The 17,772-nt window shown below is 63.6% G+C and carries 17 protein-coding genes; 8 read left to right on the forward strand and 9 right to left on the reverse strand.

Going from position 1 to position 17,772, the window contains the following annotated elements; translation table 11 throughout:
* The first annotated feature begins 78 nt into the window (after nucleotides 1-78).
* The 3 genes from U0023_RS10755 (at nucleotide 79) to U0023_RS10765 (ending at nucleotide 2,067) form a co-directional block, all read left to right on the forward strand.
* Nucleotides 79-252 carry a hypothetical protein gene (locus U0023_RS10755; protein WP_009493188.1) on the forward strand — a complete coding sequence of 58 codons (174 nt, stop codon included), beginning with the start codon at nucleotides 79-81 and terminating at the stop codon, nucleotides 250-252.
* An 89-nt stretch (nucleotides 253-341) separates the two neighbouring features.
* Entirely contained in the window at nucleotides 342-1,265 is a 924-nt protein-coding gene (locus U0023_RS10760; protein WP_040639270.1) for a dihydrodipicolinate synthase family protein, read from the forward strand.
* A 22-nt stretch (nucleotides 1,266-1,287) separates the two neighbouring features.
* The gene (locus U0023_RS10765) at nucleotides 1,288-2,067 is read left to right on the forward strand and encodes an SDR family oxidoreductase (RefSeq protein WP_009493184.1); all 780 of its coding nucleotides are present in this window, start codon (nucleotides 1,288-1,290) and stop codon (nucleotides 2,065-2,067) included.
* 47 nt (nucleotides 2,068-2,114) lie between these two features.
* Here the strand turns inward: U0023_RS10765 and chrA are convergent, their stop codons facing one another.
* The 3 genes from chrA to U0023_RS10780 all read right to left on the reverse strand — a co-directional run bounded on the left by chrA (nucleotide 2,115) and on the right by U0023_RS10780 (nucleotide 5,260).
* Nucleotides 2,115-3,512: a chromate efflux transporter gene (chrA, locus tag U0023_RS10770; RefSeq protein ID WP_009493182.1), complete on the reverse strand. Its 1,398-nt coding sequence runs from the start codon at nucleotides 3,510-3,512 to the stop codon at nucleotides 2,115-2,117.
* A 1-nt stretch (nucleotide 3,513) separates the two neighbouring features.
* Entirely contained in the window at nucleotides 3,514-4,338 is an 825-nt protein-coding gene (locus U0023_RS10775) for a chromate resistance protein ChrB domain-containing protein (protein WP_009493180.1), read from the reverse strand.
* A gap of 133 nt (nucleotides 4,339-4,471) precedes the next feature.
* Complete coding sequence (locus U0023_RS10780; RefSeq protein WP_009493178.1) at nucleotides 4,472-5,260, reverse strand: LOG family protein; 789 nt, start codon at nucleotides 5,258-5,260, stop codon at nucleotides 4,472-4,474.
* 371 nt (nucleotides 5,261-5,631) lie between these two features.
* On the opposite strand from U0023_RS10780, the gene U0023_RS10785 reads away from it, so the two are divergent.
* The 3 genes from U0023_RS10785 (at nucleotide 5,632) to U0023_RS10795 (ending at nucleotide 9,510) form a co-directional block, all read left to right on the forward strand.
* Nucleotides 5,632-6,828 carry a fumarylacetoacetate hydrolase family protein gene (locus U0023_RS10785; protein ID WP_009493177.1) on the forward strand — a complete coding sequence of 399 codons (1,197 nt, stop codon included), beginning with the start codon at nucleotides 5,632-5,634 and terminating at the stop codon, nucleotides 6,826-6,828.
* Nucleotides 6,828-8,306, forward strand: coding sequence for an aldehyde dehydrogenase family protein (locus U0023_RS10790; protein WP_009493175.1), 1,479 nt, complete (start codon nucleotides 6,828-6,830; stop codon nucleotides 8,304-8,306). Before U0023_RS10785 ends, U0023_RS10790 begins: the two co-directional genes overlap by 1 nt.
* A gap of 415 nt (nucleotides 8,307-8,721) precedes the next feature.
* Nucleotides 8,722-9,510 (forward strand): CYTH domain-containing protein, encoded by a 789-nt coding sequence (locus U0023_RS10795; RefSeq protein ID WP_009493174.1) that lies wholly within the window; start codon nucleotides 8,722-8,724, stop codon nucleotides 9,508-9,510.
* A gap of 60 nt (nucleotides 9,511-9,570) precedes the next feature.
* Here the strand turns inward: U0023_RS10795 and U0023_RS10800 are convergent, their stop codons facing one another.
* Genes U0023_RS10800 through U0023_RS10810 form a run of 3 tightly spaced genes read right to left on the reverse strand, consistent with a single transcriptional unit; the run spans nucleotide 9,571 to nucleotide 11,288 of the window.
* Nucleotides 9,571-10,407 carry a lytic transglycosylase domain-containing protein gene (locus U0023_RS10800; protein ID WP_009493171.1) on the reverse strand — a complete coding sequence of 279 codons (837 nt, stop codon included), beginning with the start codon at nucleotides 10,405-10,407 and terminating at the stop codon, nucleotides 9,571-9,573.
* A gap of 54 nt (nucleotides 10,408-10,461) precedes the next feature.
* Nucleotides 10,462-10,929: a hypothetical protein gene (locus tag U0023_RS10805; protein WP_009493169.1), complete on the reverse strand. Its 468-nt coding sequence runs from the start codon at nucleotides 10,927-10,929 to the stop codon at nucleotides 10,462-10,464.
* A 5-nt stretch (nucleotides 10,930-10,934) separates the two neighbouring features.
* Nucleotides 10,935-11,288 (reverse strand): DUF6152 family protein, encoded by a 354-nt coding sequence (locus tag U0023_RS10810; RefSeq protein ID WP_009493167.1) that lies wholly within the window; start codon nucleotides 11,286-11,288, stop codon nucleotides 10,935-10,937.
* A 186-nt stretch (nucleotides 11,289-11,474) separates the two neighbouring features.
* Between U0023_RS10810 and U0023_RS10815 the strand changes: the two genes are divergently transcribed.
* Complete coding sequence (locus U0023_RS10815; RefSeq protein ID WP_009493165.1) at nucleotides 11,475-11,774, forward strand: HlyU family transcriptional regulator; 300 nt, start codon at nucleotides 11,475-11,477, stop codon at nucleotides 11,772-11,774.
* Between the two features lie 209 nt (nucleotides 11,775-11,983).
* Nucleotides 11,984-13,699 carry a catalase gene (locus U0023_RS10820; protein WP_009493164.1) on the forward strand — a complete coding sequence of 572 codons (1,716 nt, stop codon included), beginning with the start codon at nucleotides 11,984-11,986 and terminating at the stop codon, nucleotides 13,697-13,699.
* 3 nt (nucleotides 13,700-13,702) lie between these two features.
* Here the strand turns inward: U0023_RS10820 and U0023_RS10825 are convergent, their stop codons facing one another.
* The 3 genes from U0023_RS10825 to U0023_RS10835 form a co-directional block, all read right to left on the reverse strand.
* A complete protein-coding gene (locus U0023_RS10825; protein ID WP_009493162.1) occupies nucleotides 13,703-14,617 on the reverse strand; it encodes a YihY/virulence factor BrkB family protein in 915 nt (304 codons plus the stop codon).
* A gap of 89 nt (nucleotides 14,618-14,706) precedes the next feature.
* Nucleotides 14,707-16,467 carry a hypothetical protein gene (locus U0023_RS10830; RefSeq protein ID WP_009493160.1) on the reverse strand — a complete coding sequence of 587 codons (1,761 nt, stop codon included), beginning with the start codon at nucleotides 16,465-16,467 and terminating at the stop codon, nucleotides 14,707-14,709.
* A gap of 20 nt (nucleotides 16,468-16,487) precedes the next feature.
* On the reverse strand, nucleotides 16,488-17,552 hold the full coding sequence (locus tag U0023_RS10835; protein WP_009493158.1) for an NAD(P)-dependent alcohol dehydrogenase: 1,065 nt from the start codon (nucleotides 17,550-17,552) through the stop codon (nucleotides 16,488-16,490).
* Between the last annotated feature and the right edge of the window lie 220 nt (nucleotides 17,553-17,772).

Here is a 17,772-nt window from a genome sequence, read left to right on the forward strand (position 1 = left end):
CGAGGCTTCCCGGTTGATTCCTTCGAGAGCGCATCCCAGCAGGATGCTCCCCGACTATCAGCTCGAGAGGAGATACTCATGTCCCGCGGTGACAAGTCAGCCTATACGGACAAGCAGAAGCGCAAGGCCGAGCATATCGAAGAAGGCTATGAGAACCGTGGCGTCTCGGAGAAGGAAGCGGAGCGTCGCGCCTGGGCCACCGTCAACAAGCAGGACGGCGGCGGCAAGAAGGGCGGTTCCGGCCACCGCTAAAGGTATGAGGGCCGACGGCAGCTAAGGTAGTGCGCCGGGCGGAAAGCGGGTGTATGGAGGGACCCTGATCTCTCCCGCCCCATCCTGCCATGGAGGAAGCCTTGCTCACGAGTTCTGCCGCCGGCGTCTACGTCATCTGTCCCACGCCCTTCGAGAGCGACGGGCGCGTGGACGTCGCCTCGACCGACCGGATGGTCGAGGCCTATCTGAAAGCCGGCGCTACAGGACTGACGATCCTCGGCATCATGGGCGAAGCGCCCAAGCTGGCGGCCGACGAGGCTCTTGCCTTCGCCCGGCAGGTCATCGCCACGGTGGCCGGACGCGTTCCCGTCATCGTCGGCGTTTCGGCGGCAGGCTTCGCCGCCATGTCGGGCCTCTCCTCCAAAGTGATGGATGCGGGGGCTGCCGGCGTCATGATCGCCCCGCCCTCGACGCTCAAGACCGACGACCAGATCGTCTCCTATTATGCCGATGCGGTGGAAGCGATCGGCACGGACGTGCCGTGGGTGATCCAGGATTACCCGCTCACCACCAACGTGGTCATGACGCCCAAGGTGATCATGCGGATCATCGAGCAGAGCCCCTCCTGCGTGATGCTCAAGCACGAGGATTGGCCGGGACTCGACAAGATCACGACGCTGCGCCGCGCGAGCGATGCCGGTCAGGTGCGCCGCGTGTCCATTCTCTGCGGCAACGGCGGCATGTTCCTTCCCTTCGAGATGGAACGCGGCGCCGACGGCGCCATGACGGGTTATGCCTATCCTGAAATGCTGGTCGGCGTGGTCGATCTCATCAACCAAGGCAAGCGGAAGGAGGCACACGATCTCTTCGACCGCCATCTGCCTCTGGTGCGCTACGAGACGCAGCCCGGCGTGGGGCTTGCCGTGCGCAAGTACGTGCTGAAGCGGCGCGGCATCATCGCGTCCGACACGCTGCGCAAGCCCGGGCCGAAGCTGAGCCCGGAAACCATTGCCGAGATCGAATGGCTGATGGAGCGCATCGAGCGCCCGTAAATCTGCAAGGGGAGTTTTTCGAATGGAAACAGGATTGAACGGAAAGCGCGCACTCGTTCTCGGCGCGAGCAAGGGGCTGGGCTTCGGCATCGCCCAAGGCCTTGCGGAGGAGGGCGCGCGCGTCGCCATCGCCAGCCGCACGTTGGAGGGCTCGAAGGCTGCCGCCGACAAGATCGGCAGGGATGTCCTTCCCTTCATCTGCGATACCGGCAAGGTCGATCAGGTCGACGCGCTGGTGAAGGATGTGACGGCCGCTCTCGGTGGCGTGGACATTCTCGTGCTCAACAGCGGCGGCCCGCCGCCCGGCAAGGCCCAGGGTGTGTCGTCCGACCAGTGGCGCCAGTCCTTCGAGGCCATGTTCGTCAATCTCGTGCGGATCGCCGACCAGCTTCTTCCCGGCATGATCGAGCGCAAGTTCGGCCGCATCATTTCCGTGATCTCCTCCGGGGTGATCCAGCCGATCCCGAACCTCGCCATCTCGAATGCCATCCGGCCGGCACTGGTGGGGTGGGGCAAGACGCTGGCGAGCGAAGTGGCCTCCGCGGGCGTGACCGTGAACGCCATCGCGCCGGGCCGCATCGCCACCGATCGCCTGAAGCAGCTCGATGCCGCCAATGCGGAGCGCACCGGCCGATCCGTCGAGGACGTGGCTGCTGCGGCGCGCGCCGGCATCCCGGCGGGCCGCTACGGCGAGATCGAGGAGTTCGCGGCCGCGGCTGTCTTCCTCGCAAGCGAGAAGGCCTCGTTCATGACGGGCTCGATCCTGCGCGTCGACGGCGGGCAGATCTCGTCCACGACCTGATACCGACAATGTTCAGGTGAGGCGGCCATCCGCCTCACCTCATTCGATCAAGTGATGATTCCCGCCCCATAGAGAGCTATTCCCGCCGCCGATGTCGCGGCAAGCGTCGGCAGCATGCCGACATGGAAGCGGAACATGGCGAGGACGGCAGCGCCCGAGAGCAGCAGCGCCCAGAGGTTGACGCTGTCCCATACCGGGGCATCGAAACGGAGCGGTCCCCACGTCACGCTTTGGACGGTGCCGAAGATCGTATGGATGCCGAACCAGATCGCCAGATTCAGGATCACGCCGACCACGGCGGCCGTGATGGCCGAGAGGGCTCCGCTCAGAGCCCGGTTGCCGCGCATGACCTCGATGTAGGGAGCGCCGAGGAAGATCCAGAGAAAGCACGGCGCGAAGGTCACCCATGTGGTGAGAAGGCCGCCCAGGGTGCCGGCCAGCAGCGGATCGAGCGAGCCGGCGTTCCGGAAGGCCGCCATGAAGCCCACGAATTGCAGCACCATGATCAACGGCCCGGGCGTCGTCTCGGCCATGCCGAGACCATCGAGCATCTCGCCGGGCCGCAGCCAGCCATAGGTGTCCACCGCCTGCTGCGCCACATAGGCCAGAACGGCATAGGCGCCGCCGAAGGTGACCATCGCCATCTTGGAGAAGAAGACCGCGATCTGGCTGAAGACGTCGGCTCTGCCGAGGAAGAGCAAGAGCATCAGGACCGGCACGAGCCAGAGCGTCAGCCAGATCGCCGCCACATGCAGGCTTCGTCTCGCGTTCGGCGCGGCATGGGCAGGAAGATCCTCGCCCAGGAGGTCTCCATGGCTCCCTGAGCCGTTGCCGTTGCCGCCCGGCTGGAACTGCGGAAGACCCGCTCGACCGCCGAAGAAGCCGATCAGGCCGGCTGCGAACACGATGAGCGGGAAGGGCGCGCCGAGGAAGAAGATCGCCACGAAGGCCGCCGCGGCGATGCCGATCAGGAGGCGGTTCTTGAGGGCCCGCCTGCCGATCCTCAGCACCGCTTCGAGCACGATGGCGAGCACGGCGGCCTTCAGGCCGAAGAAGAGCGCCGCGACGATGCCGATCTTGCCGTAGAGAGCATAGATCCAGCTCAATCCCATGATGGCCACGACGCCGGGCAGGATGAACAATCCGCCCGCCATGAGGCCGCCGAGGGTGCGGTGCATGAGCCAGCCCACATAGGTAGCGAGCTGCTGCGCCTCAGGCCCCGGCAGCAGCATGCAGTAATTGAGGGCATGGAGAAAGCGGTTCTCGGAGATCCAGCGCTTTTCCTCGACCAGGATCCGATGCATCACCGCGATCTGCCCGGCGGGGCCGCCGAAGCTCAAGGCCGCGACCCGCAGCCAGACGCGAAAGGCCTCGCCCAGCGAGACGCCATGGCTCGGTGAAACGTGAGCGATGCGCGCGCCCGAGTTCTGTTCTGTATCCGTCACGTCAGGCTCCCGGCTTCTTCGAGGGCCAGTTGTGTGTCTCGTCGGTCGCATCTCGGCACCACCGATAGAAGGCATCGTAGAGCAGGAGCCCGGCTTCGAGCTGCGTGAGATCATCCGTATACATCCGGGACAACCCCAACGAAGCAGCGAGCAGGCCGGGAGCTTCTGGCGCGAGGTCGAGCCGCGCCGTGTCGGCTCCTCTTACGATGGTGGCGAGCCGCTTCAGAGGCTCGGTCGAAAGGCCGAACTCCTCGACCATGACGTCGAAGGTGCACAACTCGCCACGGTGGCTCCAGAAAACACCGTCGCCTTCGATGTCGAAAGGCGTGGCTGAAAAGCGCTCCGCTACTCCCTGAACTTCCGACGTGGGGACGAACAGGAAGATGGCATTGCGGTCGACGAAGCGGCGGATCAGCCAGGGACAGGCGATCCGGTCGATCTTGGGCCGGGAACGGGTGACCCAGATTGTCCGTCCTTCACGATCACGAGGGGGGATCCGGCTGGCCGGTACCATGGGCAAACCGGCCTCTGCCCAGGCCTGTGTTCCACCTTCCAGGGAATCGGCCGACAATCCCGCATGGCGCAGCCAAGCGGCCGCCCCATGGCTGAGCTTCAGGCCTTTCTGACAGATCACGACGGCAGACTGACCATCTGGCTCAGGAGGCCAATCGGCGACGGTTTCGAATGATCGGCGCCTGGAGCCGGGTACTAGACGAGGGTCGTCGTCGAAGTCCTCATCGGTGCGCACATCGATGAGGAGAGGGCATTTCGGCGTGCCGATAAGGCGCGCGAGTTTTTCAGGAGAGATGGTGTTGAATGACGACATGGGTGCATCCGTAATGGTTCAGAGCGGATGCGATGCTTGGGCATGTCGCCTCGTGGGGAGATCGCAATCCCCATGAAGCATATTCCATACTTCTACCAAGGGTTTGTCAACCAGCCTGCATCCGGCGCTCTCGTCAGAATTCCTCATCGGGCTTCCGTTCCAGCGTCTGCACGACGAGGCCGTTGTCGATGAGGGTCTTCCACACATCCTCCGCAGTCTCGGCGAAGTTCACGAGCTTGCGATCCTGCTCGCTCACCATGCCGTGTGCGAGCAGCGCATCGAACTTGATGACGGATTGCCAGTAATCGTGGTCGAACAGGACGATCGGCAGGGGAGGCGCCTTGCCGGTCTGGCGCAGGGTCAGGAGCTCGAACAATTCATCGAGGGTGCCGAAGCCGCCGGGGAACACCACCAGGGCATTGGCCCGCATCGCCAGGTGCATCTTGCGCATGGCGAAGTAGTGGAAGCGGAACGTCAGATCCGGGGTCGAATAGGCATTGGGCTCCTGCTCGTGCGGCAAGGTGATGTTGAAGCCGATGGATGGGGCGCCGGCGTCGAAGGCTCCTCTGTTCGCGGCCTCCATGATGCCGGGGCCACCGCCGGTGGCGATCACGTTGTCCCGCTTGCCGCCATTGTCGGTCAGCGCGCCGCCGCGCTGCGATGCAAGGGCTCCGAAGGCGCGCGCTTCACTGTACCAGAAAGGATGCTTTCCAGGACCGTTCTCCCGCACGCGTGCGCTGCCGAAAACCACGATGGTGGAGCGCACGCCCCAGATCCGCAGGTTTTCCTCGGCCTTGGCGTATTCCAGCATGAACCGGACGCCTCGCATGGAATCGCCCAGGAGAAAATCCTGATCCATCGCCGCCAGCCGATAGGACGGCGAGGCGATGTTGGCGGCGTTCGAAGGCTTGGCGTCGTTCATGAAGGAGGCTCCTTTGACTCGAGGACCTGCACAAAGCACACTTTCAAGGCCGGGTTAACTCTCCGCCGTCCGGACGGGTCCGCAAGGCGGCTCGCCGACCGCGGCAGGATCCTGCGAGCCGCCGCGCCGAAACCCTGATGCGAAGCGAAAATCGAGGGGGGCCGCGCTTTCACCGCTCGAAGCTGGAGAAAGTCATTTTCCCTATAGCCCCTCGCGCCCCGGCGGTTATATCAAGGACGCACAGCGCATCGTGTGGGCCTCCGGCTCCGCACCGGACCATGCGCTCGTCATAAGGAAGGGCAACGGACCCGTAGGGCCCGTGCTCCGGGGAAACGACTCTGAACAGCAAAACGGAAAGCGAGCGCCAGCCGATGGACCATCTGTCTTCGACGAACATAGCCCGAATTCTGCCGACGGATGGATTCCAAGGCGCCCTTGTCGGACGTGTCTGGCGCCCCGGCATCGGGCCCTCGGTCGTGGCGGTGCGGGAAGACGGCCTCTTCGATATCTCCGCCACCTGCGCCACCGTCAGCGGCTTGGCCGCTCTGGACGATCCGGCGGGCGTCCTGAAGGCCGCCAAGGGCGAGCCGGTCGGATCCCTCGAGGACATTGCCGGCAACACGTCCCCCGATCGTCGGGATCCGGCGAAGCCCTGGCTGCTCGCTCCCATCGACCTCCAGGTCGTCAAGGCGGCCGGCGTCACCTTCGCGGTCTCGATGCTGGAGCGCGTCATCGAGGAGCGGGCCCGAGGCGATGCCAGCGCGGCTGCCGCCATCCGGACCGAGGTTCTGCGCCTCGTCGGCGATGACCTGAGCCGGCTCAAGCCGGGCTCGCCCGAGGCCATGGCCCTGAAGGAGGTGCTCGTCGCGCAAGGGGCCTGGAGCCAGTATCTCGAAGTAGGCATCGGTCCGGACGCGGAGGTCTTCACCAAGGCTCCGACGCTCTCTTCCGTCGGGACGTTCATGGATGCGGGCCTGCATCCCAAATCCACGTGGAACAATCCCGAGCCCGAGGTGGTGATCATCGTCACCGCCGAAGGCAGGATCGTCGGAGCCACCCTGGGCAACGACGTGAACCTGCGCGATTTCGAGGGACGCTCTGCGCTGCTTCTCTCGAAGGCCAAGGACAACAACGCATCCTGCTCGGTCGGCCCGTTCATCCGGTTCTTCGACGAGACGTTCTCCCTTGACGATGTCCGCCGGACCAATGTGACGCTGACCGTTGAAGGTGAGGATGGGTTCAAGCTCGAGGGCTCGTCGTCGATCACCAAGATCAGCCGCGATCCCGAGGATCTCGTCGCGCAGACCGTCGGTCCTCACCATCAGTACCCGGACGGTTTCGCCCTCTTCCTTGGAACGATGTTCGCTCCCACGCAGGACCGCGATGATGCCGGCATGGGCTTCACGCATAAGCGCGGCGACATCGTCACCATTGCGGCTCCCAAGCTTGGAGCGCTCGTGAACCGCATGAAGCCGAGCTCCGAATGCGAGCCCTGGACCTTCGGCATCGGCGCTCTCATGTCCAACCTGGCCCAGCGGGGCCTCATCAACACCAGACAGGCAGGTTAATGATGACGAAGAACTATATTGCGGGCGAATGGATCTCGGCCACGGAAGCCTCGGCCAACATCAACCCGTCGAACACCAACGACGTGGTCGGTGAATATGCCCGCGCTTCGGCTGCGGAAGCCGAGCGCGCCATTGCCGCCGCCTACGACGCCTTCCCGGCCTGGTCGCGGTCCTCGATCCAGCAGCGCCACGACATCCTCAAGGCGGTGGGCGACGAGATCCTGGCCCGCAAGGAGGAGCTCGGCCGCCTGCTGTCGCGCGAGGAGGGCAAGACCCTGCCGGAAGGCATCGGCGAGGTCACGCGCGCCGGTCAGATCTTCCTGTTCTTCTCCGGCGAGTGCCTGCGCATGGCCGGCGAGAAGGTTCCGTCCGTCCGTCCGTTCATCGACGTGGAGATCACCCGCGAGCCCGTAGGCGTCGTCGGCCTGATCACGCCATGGAACTTCCCGATCGCGATCCCGGCCTGGAAGATCGCGCCGGCGCTCGCCTACGGCAACACGGTGGTGTTCAAGCCGGCCGACCTCGTGCCGGGCTCGGCCCACGCGCTCTCCGAGATCATCATTCGGGCCGGCGTGCCGGCCGGCGTGTTCAATCTGGTCATGGGCCGCGGCTCGGTGGTCGGCGAGGCCATGCTGAAAAGCCCCAAGGTGTCGGCGATCTCCTTCACCGGCTCCGTGCCCACGGGCCGCAAGGTGGCCCAGACCTGCATCACGGCCGAACCCATGAAGAAGGTCCAGCTGGAGATGGGCGGCAAGAACCCGATGGTGGTGCTCGACGACGCCGACCTGAAGGTGGCCGTGGAATGCGCGGTCAACAGCGCGTTCTTCTCCACCGGCCAGCGCTGCACCGCTTCCTCGCGGCTGATCGTCACCGAGGGCATTCACGATCGATTCGTCGCCGCCATGCAGGAGCGCATGCAGGGGCTCGTCATCGACGATGCCCTGAAGGCCGGCACGCATATCGGCCCGGTCGTCGACCAGAGCCAGCTCGACCAGGATCTGAAGTACATCCGCATCGGTCAGGAGGAGGGCGCCAAGCTGGTGGCCGGTGGCGAACTCCTGAAGCGCGATGCACCCGGTTTCTATCTCGCGCCGGCTTTGTTCACCGAGGTGAGCAACCAGATGCGGGTGGCCCGCGAGGAGATCTTCGGCCCGGTGGCGACCGTCACGCGCGCGAAGGACTACGACGAGGCGCTTGAACTGGCCAACGATACCCCGTTCGGCCTGTCGTCCGGCATCTGCACCACCAGCCTGAAATACGCCTCGCACTTCAAGCGCAATGCGGAAGCCGGCATGGTGATGGTGAACCTGCCGACGGCGGGCGTCGACTACCATGTGCCGTTCGGCGGCCGCAAAGGTTCGTCCTATGGACCGCGCGAGCAGGGCCGCTATGCGGAGGAGTTCTACACCACGGTGAAGACCGCCTATACCTTCGACGGCAATGGTCCCTACGTGCCGAAGACGAAGGGCAGCGAGTAGCACTGTTACGATCGTGCGTCTCATGGCCTCGGCATCTCCATCGACGAGATGCCGAGGCCATTAACTTATGTGATGGTTGAATGTTGATACGATGGCATCTTCTTCCGCGGCGAAGCGGGATCGTTTCTAGTTTGAGTGCATTGCCGATGCTCCATCCGGAGCAGCGTTAACTTTATCGACAAAACTCAGGCAGCTTTTGGCTCAATGCATTGAACTTTGCCATGGGAACGCCATCATAGGCTATCAAGAGAACCGGTACTTACAGGCTCGAACTCCTGCAGTGGTAAACGTTGTTGCGTTCAATTCCGGGCTAACTGGCGTGGAAGACTGAATTGCAATTTCGTTCTATTGAGAATGGATGCTGCTAGTTCTGCGAGCCGGTGAGCGGCACTCCTTCAATAGTAGAGAACTTAATATGGTTACTTCCAGACGTTATCTTATTGCTTCTTCGCTTGCGCGTCTGATCCGCAAGGAGCGGGGAGGCAATCGTGTCACGGAAGGCCACTTCCCCAATCAGGCTGATCGCAGCTCCTTCGTGGTTGTGGAAGGCGACAAGGGTAGCCTTGTCCTGCTTCACACGGGCCCGAGCGGGCCGATCGAAGAGCGCACCGAAGTTCCGCGCGCCCATGCCGAGGCTCTTCTCGATGTCACGCCGGGCAAGCTCGACTACCTGCTCACCCATCTCACCGTCGGCACACGCGACATTCAGATCGTGCGCTTCGTGACGCCGGGACCGCTGGACCTGATCTCCGTTCCGTTCGAGAGCGAGGAAGAGGCGAGAGATTTCCGCCCACTGTCCTGGTTCGGTTCGGACGTCACCACGGAAGTGGCTTATCAGAATCGTTCCATCGCCCTCGAAGGGGCGCCTCAGGCCCCCGACGTCCCGATGTCGAACGCGGCCCTCAACAGCCTGCTCGACACGCTCGAGAACCGCTATTCCGCTCCACGCGGCTATACCCCGCACGCACCGGTGCGCAGCCCGGCGGAAGCCGGGCCAAGCCAGCGCAATGCGCCGGCGGCTCCCGCCCAGCCTAATGAGAGGGTCGCGCAGCCGCCGCAGCGGGGCGTTCTGTCCAGGCCGGCCGCCACGGCGGATGCGGATCTCGGGGATGACGAGGCCGGCGATGACAACGATCTGAACCTCAACATCGAGGACAATGTCATCCGCGAGCTGGCCCGTTCGCTCCGGCCTCAGCGTCGCTGATCGTCGATTCAATCCCTCGTTCGGACCAGAGCCTGCGCCATTCGTGTGGCGCAGGCTTTTTCAGCTCGGCAGTACGATGCAGCTGCCGCCCGCCGTGCGGATGTTGCGGCACAATTGCTCTGCCGCCTGCCGCGTTTCGGCGGGTGCGCGGACGCGATAGAAGGTGCGCGTCCCGCGATAACGCAGCCGCGTCCCGATGATCATCGGGCGCACATCCTTCAGCAGAGAAGCGTAGGCTTGGCTCGTACGCCTGAACGTGGCGAGAGCCTGCGCCTTCGAGAAGTTGCCGGCCAGCTGAACGCCCCATGGTGCGAAGGGAGCCTCGATCGTTTCGCCACGCCCGGGAATCCTCAGGGTGGCGACGATCTGCTGGCAGGTCTGCCCGGACGAATCCCAGTCAGTGCTCTTCCGCTCCTTGGCATCGGCGGCCCAATCCTCGGCGGAGCGGCCGGTGACGGCGATCACGTAGTTCCTGGTCTCGGCCGGCAATCCTCCCTGACCGGCGAGCCAGGAGGTCACCCGCGCGGGGCCTCCGTTGTAGGCGGCTGCCGCGAGGCCCAGATTGCCGAACTGCTCCGACAGATGGGCGATGAACTCGGCCGCCTTGGGAATCGCCTGTTCGGGATCGAACGGATCGATCAACCCTCGTTCCCGCGCGGTGCCCGGCATGAACTGGGCGATGCCCTGTGCGCCTGCAGGGCTGACCACATGGGGCCGAAACGAGCTCTCCTGCCAGATCAGCTTCGTCAGAAGATCGTGGGGAATCCGCTGGCTGCGCGCAGCTCCTTCGATCAGCCGGCAGAGGGCGTGCTCGACACTCTCCGACGATGCTCCAGGATCGGCCATGGCGGGGCCCCAGCAGAGAAGAATTCCGCAAAGCGCCAGCCGGAAGCGCATGAACAACCCCGCTCGGAAAACTGAGATGCGAATGAATGAAAGTCGCGTGCCAAGCTACAGATAGGCGATCATTCGTCCTGCCAAGAGCACGATGACCCAGGCGGCGAGGGAAACGAAGGCATAGGCGCGGGCCTCCGGCGGCAGAGCGCCGGCCCGTAGCACCTTTCCGAAACGCAGGTGAAAGAGGGCGACATTGACGAGACCCAGCGCAATGAAGACGAGTTTTACGTAGAAGGCAGGGTTGACGCCGAGCGAACGCGCCTCCGCGGCAAGAAGAATGGCTCCGGTCGGAACCTGAAGGGCGAGGCCGGCGGCGGCCAGCGGTATGGCATAGCGTCCGACCTCCCATGCGTGCTTGCCGTGCTCCGCCAGAACCTTGAGGTCGAAAACCGCGATGCCGCCCACCACGAAGGCCGAGCCGAGAACGTGCAGCAGGTTCGCGACCGTATAGAGCCAAGCGGAATGACGTCCCGCATGGCCGAGCCAGGAACTCTCCAAGGCGGCAAGGAGATCGAGATACATGAGGCTTACCGCAATTCGTAGGTCTTGCCGCTGACGACGATCCTCTCGGCTCTCAACTCCGCTTCTCCGTGCCTGGATGGATAGCCTTCAAGCTTGACCTGGGTTCCGGGCTTGAGCATGTCGGCGTTCAGCCCGCGTGCGCTCATGCGGAGCGGCGGCGCAAGCACCGCTTCCCAGCTCTTTCCCTGGTAAGGGATGACCATCATGACATGCGGGTTCTCCCACTCGATCCGTTCGACGGATCCCGTGATCGTCATGGGACGGCTTGCGTCATAGCCACCCCAGCCGTGATGAGCGTAGGCCATGCCGCCGGTCAGGAGAGCTCCCGAGAGACACAGTCCGAACAAAGGAAGTCTCATGATAGGCTCCTGTGCTTTGAGCCAGAGCATGCGGTCAGAGTTCGCCGCAGCAGGCGAGGCGTCAAGTCGTCTGGAGGCGCGATCGGTCCCGATCATCGGATCGTGATGGAGGTTCCGGGGATTCGCTCCCCCGCCATGTCCCGGCTATGCTCCGTCCCTCGAATCAACCCTTGTTCAGGGACAGCGATGGCATCGATCTTGAAGGATATCTGGAACCGCCTGTCAGGCGGGGGCAGCACAGGCGAGCGTGAGGAGCCTGCCGCCGAGGCGGTGGAATACAAGGGATTTCGCATCCGGCCAGCACCTTATTCCGCCAAAGGCGGGTATCAGACCGCCGGCGTGATCGAGAAGGATTTCGACACCGGCATGAAGGAGCACCGCTTCGTGCGGGCGGAGACGCATCCGAGCAAGGATGACGCCGCTTCATTCGCCATCGCAAAAGGCAAGCAGATCATCGACGAGCAGGGCGACCGGGTTTTCCGTTGAGCGGCGTCAATCCGCCGCCTGGAGCCGGCCCCGCGCAACCATTGCGATTTCCGAATGTTGCCCCCGGAAACCTGCTCCCCTGCGGGTGGCGCTCAATCAGATAAACTGATCATGACGGTCAGGAATATCGATTGGCGCTGATTGTCGTTCGCCCATACGATCCTAATTGGGGGCGTGTTGCTATCAACCGGTCATCAAGGGAGATCGCCATGGCCAAGAACCCTCAAACGCCGTCGGGAACGTCCGATCAGGTCCTGACGAACAGGCAGGGCCATCCAATCACCAACAACCAATCTCAGCGTACCGTGGGCAGCCGTGGTCCGGCCACGCTGGAAAACTATCAGTTCCTTGAGAAGATCACCCATTTCGACCGTGAGCGTATCCCGGAACGGGTCGTCCATGCCCGCGGCTTCGTGTGCTATGGCGAGTTCGAGGCGACCGGCAAGATCGGCGGCGAGCCGGCTTCGAAATATACCCGCGCCAAGCTGTTCCAGGCCGCCGGCAAGAAGACCCCGCTGGCTATCCGGTTCTCGACCGTGATCGGCGGTCGCGATTCCTCGGAAGTGGCACGCGATCCACGCGGCTTCGCGGTCAAGTTCTATACCGAGGACGGCAATTGGGATCTCGTCGGCAACAACCTGGCCGTCTTCTTCATACGAGATGCCATCAAGTTCCCAGATGTCATCCACTCCCTGAAGCCGGATCCGGTGACCTTCCGCCAGGAGCCGAACCGCATCTTCGACTTCATGAGCCAGACGCCCGAATCCATGCACATGCTGACCCATCTGTTCAGCCCGCGCGGCATTCCGGCGAGCTACCGGCACATGGAGGGCTTTGGCGTCAACACCTACAAGATGGTCAACGCCCACGGCGATACCGTTCTGGTGAAGTACCATTTCCACCCCCGCTGCGGGCTGGCGAGCCTGACGGCGGAAGAGGCGGCCAAGGTGCAGGGGCAGGACCTCGGCTCGGCCTCCAAGGATCTCTTCGAAGCCATCGAACGTGGCGAATATCCCCAATGGGACGTGTACGTGCAGATCATGGAAGACCATGACCATCCGGAACTCGACTGGGATCCGCTGGACGATACCAAGATCTGGCCGGAGAAAGACTTCCCCCTGCGGCACATTGGCGTCATGACCCTGAACCGCAATGTGGAGGATCACTTCAACGAGAACGAGCAGATCGCCATGGGCACGGGTGTCCTCGTGGACGGGCTCGACTTCTCCGACGACAAGATGCTGGTGGGCCGGACCTTCTCCTATTCCGACACGCAGCGCTACCGCGTCGGCACGAACTACCTGCAGCTGCCAGTGAACCAGGCCAAGAATGCCAAGGTCTCGACCAACCTGAACGGCGGGCAGATGTCCTTCCGCCGCGATCTGGCACCGGGGCAGAATCCGCACATCAACTTCGAGCCGTCGATCCATAACGGCCTGCATGAATCGGCCCGCGAGGAGCCCAACAACCCGCCGGAGATCCGCGGGCGTCTGACCCGCAGCGTGATCGAGCGGCGCAACGACTACATCCACGCCCGGGGTCGCTACTGCACCATGATGGATTGGGAACGCGACGATCTCGTCCTCAACATGGGCACGCTCCTGGGCCAGTGCGAGCGGGACGTGCAGGAGCGCATGGTGTGGCACCTCCTGCTGGTGCACGACGATTACGGGACCCGCGTCGGCGAGATGCTCGGCATCAAGGCCGACGACGTGAAGAATCTTCCGCCGCTGCCGAAGCAGGTCCTGACCGACGAGGACAAGCGCCGCCTTCAGAATCTCGGCAAGAACGGCGACAAGATCGACCCGACCGTGTGGGGGCAGTGGACGAGTTCCGTAAAGAACTACAAGGCCTCGGCCGAGGAGGTGCTGGGCGGCATGCGCAACGTACCGACGGAGCCGGCAGCGCGTCAGGCGGCCGAGTAGGCCTCAGGCCAAAGTCGAAGAGGAGCGGGTCGGGACTTCCCGGCCCGTTCCATTTTCCGGCTCCGAGGACTGCCTCGGGCACCGGCTTCCGCGGCTCTCGGCATAGGCTTTCGTGAATTCGGCCCCGAAGAGCAGGATCAGGGACGAGTAATAGATCCACAGCAGGATCGTGATGACGGAGGCTGCGGCGCCGTAGCTTGACGCGACGTTGCTCTTGCCGAGGTAATACCCGATCAGGAACTTGCCGATGGTGAACAGGAGGGCCGTCACCAGGGACCCGGTCCAGACGTCGCTCCATCTCAGGTCAACGGCCGGCAGCATTTTGAACATCATCGCGAACAGGAGCGTGGCGATGGCGAAAGCCACGATGCTGTTCAGGAAACGCAGGATGATCGTCGCGCCCGAGAAATTGGATTCGAGATAATGACCGATCGCGGTCAGTCCGGTGTCGATGACGAGCGACACGAGCAGCAGGAAGCCGATACCAAGAATCAGCGCGAGGCTGACGAGCCGCGTGCGCACGAAATCCAGAATCCCGTAGCTCGCGGGCGGATTGGCCTTCCAGACGATATTCAGATCGTCCTGGAGTTCGACGACGGCGCCGGTCACCAGGAGAAGAAACGTCACGATGCCGACCGTCGTGCCGATGAGGCCGGAACCCACATTGCTGGCGCTGGCGATCATGGCCTCGAGGGCGGAGGCCTCTTTGGTCCCGATCAATCCCCCTAGCTCCCCGACGATGGCCCCCTGCGCGGCCTCGTGCCCGAAGGCCAGCCCGGCGACCGCGATGGCCGCGAGCAGCATCGGAGCCAGGGAGAAGACCGTGAAGAACGCGATGGAGGCGCCGAGGCTCATGGCGCGGTCGTTCCACCAGCCTGCGAATGCCACCTTCAAAAGCCGCCAAGTCTCGGAGAACATGCAGGGACCGATCCTGCCGGGCAAACAGGCCCGGCATGGTGAATATGTTGCCTTGGCCGTTAACGGGCAGGAACTTTTCCTTGTTCCTGTCAGGATCGCAGCCCGAGTCCCAAGCTCTCATGCCGTTTCAGGAGCTGTCCATAATGGTCCGCCGCCCCGCGCAGGCGAGCCTCTTCTGCGCCTCCGATCGCGCCTGCGGCCATGAGGCTGGCGCCCATGTGAAAGGCGCAATAGCAGGGAATGAGGAAGGCCAGCAGCTCGGGAGCAACCGGATACCCGCTCTCCCGTTCGACGATGGTGCAGAGCCGGGCCGTCTCTGACTCGGACAGGTTCAGTTCGACAACGGCTCCGGCGATGTCCCAGGCGATGTCTTGGTGGCCGATCAGGTCGTGAGCGGAGCCGTGATCCAGGGCGTCGGCCTTGAAGAGTCGGTCCCTGGAGACCAGCCATTCCCATAGATGCATCCGGTTGTCGGACCAGACCCGGCGAACCTGGCCCTCGAGGTTGTCCGGAGGCGGCAGGGATCGGTCCAGGAATGCCCCTACGTCGTCTCCCAGGGCCTGCTGGGCGTTGTAGACCGCCATGTGGCGCAATTCGCCCAATGAGGCGCCTGGCTGCCCTGCAGCAGGATATTGGCGGGCGCGGAAGCCCAGATAGGCTCCGACCTGCCCGATCAGCCGGTCACGGTCGAATGTGATCTGGTCAAGGCTTCGCCCATCCTCATGCCAGATCTGTACGAGAAAGCCATGGCGCAAGCCCGCGACGGCCGGCGCGAACCCCGCCTCATGCAGACGCCGGGCCATCCGCAGCTTTCTGGATCCGGTTTCCCCAAGGCCCGCGAATTTCACCATCCAGGATTTCCCGCTGCCCCGTGCCAGGAATTTCCGACGTTCCTGCTGAAGAATGGACGGCGGCCAGCTCGCTTCGTCCTGGTAGCGGTGTCGCCGCCATTCCCCACCCGATATCTCTTCGAGCGGGGCATCCAGTGGACCCACGAGGTCTTCCACCCAGGTAGTCAGGCGGTGACAGCCAACCTCACCAAACAGGAGATCGTCCATGGTGCGGACGTGACGCGGGGCCAGATCCCACCGCTCCCGGTGTTTAGGGCTAGCCTGAGGCCCGAGCAGGCCCTCGTGACTTGGAAAGAAGTGAATTCTCTGCCGCGGCACGCCGGCCTCTTCGAGCCAGTCGGCAACGGCCCCGAAGGAGCTTCCAGAGAGGCCGGGCCCTTCGTCGACAATGGCAAAAGCCCCGGCTTGTTTTGCCAAGCTCTTGGCAAGCGGTCGATCCACGTTCACCTCCCGCCGGAAGGGATGGCCGGTAGGACGAAGGGTGAGAGGCGCGGAAGCTCCGAGAGCGGCAGCGACCAGGGCACCGAGACCCGTGCCGATGCTGCGGATGCCGATCACCTGCGTGTCGGGGCCTAGGCCCGACGCTCGGGCGGCCTCCAGGTAATTCTCCGGATAGAGGGCGTAGAATGCGTAGCCTTCCGCCTGCTTGGCATGGATCATCCCCGAAGGGTCGAAGCTGAAAAGCTTGGCGAGGAACTCCCCCTGCACAGAGCTTTCCTTAAACCCGCTGCGCCATGATCGATCGATGGCGCAGGCAAGCATGAAAAGGCAATCCATACCGTTTCGATGGGTTGGCGAAAGCGTATCGACGCCGAGCTCATGAAACTCGGCGTCGATGAGCCCCTGAACGAGTTCTCCGGTGGCGACAAAAGCCGTCACCAGTGCCCCATGCCGCACGATTCCGGCCGGCATGAAAGGGATCTCGGACAGGATGCTCTCGATGGCAGCCTGCTTGGCACCTACCGTAACGGTATGTTCCACATCGCCGTAGACCAGCATGGAGATGCGTGCCGTCGCAGTTAAGCAGCCGCCTCCTGCTTCAGCGATGCCATGTCGATGACGAAGCGGTATTTCACGTCGCTTCTCAGCATCCGCTCATACGCCTCGTTGATCTTCTGGATCGGGATGATCTCGATCTCGGAGGTGATGCCGTGCTGGGCGCAGAAATCGAGCATCTCCTGCGTCTCGGCGATGCCGCCGATCAGGGAACCGGCAATCTGCCGACGCTTCATGATCAGGTTGAACACCGTCGTGGCCGGATGCGGCTCGGCCGGGGCGCCCACGAGGACCATGGCGCCGTCGCGGGCGAGCAATACGAGATAGCTGTCGAGGTCATGCGGCGCGGCGACGGTATCCAGGATGAAATCGAAGCTGTTCACGTGCTCCTTCATGGCTTCGGGATCCCGCGACACGACGACTTCGTGGGCCCCGAGGGCAAACGCATCCTCCCGCTTGTTGGGCGAGGTGGTGAACAGCACCACATGCGCCCCCATGGCCCGCGCGAGCTTGACGGCCATATGGCCCAGGCCGCCGAGGCCGACCACGCCCACCTTGTGCCCGGGCTGCACGCGCCAGCGGCGGAGGGGGGAATAGGTGGTAATCCCGGCACAGAGAAGAGGCGCGGCGGCGGCGAGGTCCATGCCCTCGGGCACCTTCAGGACGAAGCTCTCGTCGACGACGATGTTGTTGGAATAGCCGCCATAGGTATTGGCTCCCGTGCCCTGCTCGGGGCCGTTATAGGTGCCCGTGAATCCGACCTCGCAGTATTGCTCCAGGCCTTCGCGGCAGCTGCGGCAGCTGCGGCAGGAATCGACCATGCAGCCTACGCCGACGAGGTCGCCTTCCTTGAATTTCTGCACACCCGGGCCGACGCGCGTAACGCGACCGACGATCTCGTGTCCTGGCACACAGGGGTAGAGAGTGCCACCCCATTCCTCCCGTGCCGTGTGCAGGTCGGAATGGCAGACGCCGCAATAGAGAATCTCGATCTGAACGTCGTTCTCGCGGGGCTCCCGGCGCTCGAAGCTGAAGGGGGCGAGCGGGGTGGCCGCATCCTGGGCGGCATAGCCGAAAGCTTTGATCACGGGAGGTTCTCCGGATTATCGGTCGTCAAAAAGGACAGGTCCTGCCACGGCGCAAGAACGTCGCAAGACGCTCAAGCGCAACAGACGATAGGTTCGACCAAGCCCCCGTCAACCGATGAGCGGCATGTTTGTTCGAGAGCATCATTCGCCAAGGACCTGCCCCTGCGTCTCCCATGGCTCCGCGGCCGGATTCAGCCTCGGTTAAGAACCGACATGGCTT

Source organism: Microvirga lotononidis, from assembly GCF_034627025.1.
Taxonomy (GTDB): domain Bacteria; phylum Pseudomonadota; class Alphaproteobacteria; order Rhizobiales; family Beijerinckiaceae; genus Microvirga; species Microvirga lotononidis.

Excerpts from the sequence above, each read along its gene's own strand:
- U0023_RS10785 (WP_009493177.1), top strand. The coding sequence starts at position 5,632 with ATGGACCATCTGTCTTCGACGAACATAGCCCGAATTCTGCCGACGGAT.
- U0023_RS10810 (WP_009493167.1), bottom strand. The coding sequence starts at position 11,288 with ATGAGACTTCCTTTGTTCGGACTGTGTCTCTCGGGAGCTCTCCTGACC.
- U0023_RS10825 (WP_009493162.1), bottom strand. The coding sequence starts at position 14,617 with ATGTTCTCCGAGACTTGGCGGCTTTTGAAGGTGGCATTCGCAGGCTGG.
- U0023_RS10820 (WP_009493164.1), top strand. The coding sequence starts at position 11,984 with ATGGCCAAGAACCCTCAAACGCCGTCGGGAACGTCCGATCAGGTCCTG.
- U0023_RS10765 (WP_009493184.1), top strand. The coding sequence starts at position 1,288 with ATGGAAACAGGATTGAACGGAAAGCGCGCACTCGTTCTCGGCGCGAGC.
- U0023_RS10805 (WP_009493169.1), bottom strand. The coding sequence starts at position 10,929 with ATGTATCTCGATCTCCTTGCCGCCTTGGAGAGTTCCTGGCTCGGCCAT.
- U0023_RS10790 (WP_009493175.1), top strand. The coding sequence starts at position 6,828 with ATGATGACGAAGAACTATATTGCGGGCGAATGGATCTCGGCCACGGAA.
- U0023_RS10780 (WP_009493178.1), bottom strand. The coding sequence starts at position 5,260 with ATGAACGACGCCAAGCCTTCGAACGCCGCCAACATCGCCTCGCCGTCC.
- U0023_RS10830 (WP_009493160.1), bottom strand. The coding sequence starts at position 16,467 with ATGCTGGTCTACGGCGATGTGGAACATACCGTTACGGTAGGTGCCAAG.
- U0023_RS10800 (WP_009493171.1), bottom strand. The coding sequence starts at position 10,407 with ATGCGCTTCCGGCTGGCGCTTTGCGGAATTCTTCTCTGCTGGGGCCCC.
- U0023_RS10795 (WP_009493174.1), top strand. The coding sequence starts at position 8,722 with ATGGTTACTTCCAGACGTTATCTTATTGCTTCTTCGCTTGCGCGTCTG.
- U0023_RS10775 (WP_009493180.1), bottom strand. The coding sequence starts at position 4,338 with ATGTCGTCATTCAACACCATCTCTCCTGAAAAACTCGCGCGCCTTATC.
- U0023_RS10755 (WP_009493188.1), top strand. The coding sequence starts at position 79 with ATGTCCCGCGGTGACAAGTCAGCCTATACGGACAAGCAGAAGCGCAAG.
- U0023_RS10815 (WP_009493165.1), top strand. The coding sequence starts at position 11,475 with ATGGCATCGATCTTGAAGGATATCTGGAACCGCCTGTCAGGCGGGGGC.
- U0023_RS10760 (WP_040639270.1), top strand. The coding sequence starts at position 342 with ATGGAGGAAGCCTTGCTCACGAGTTCTGCCGCCGGCGTCTACGTCATC.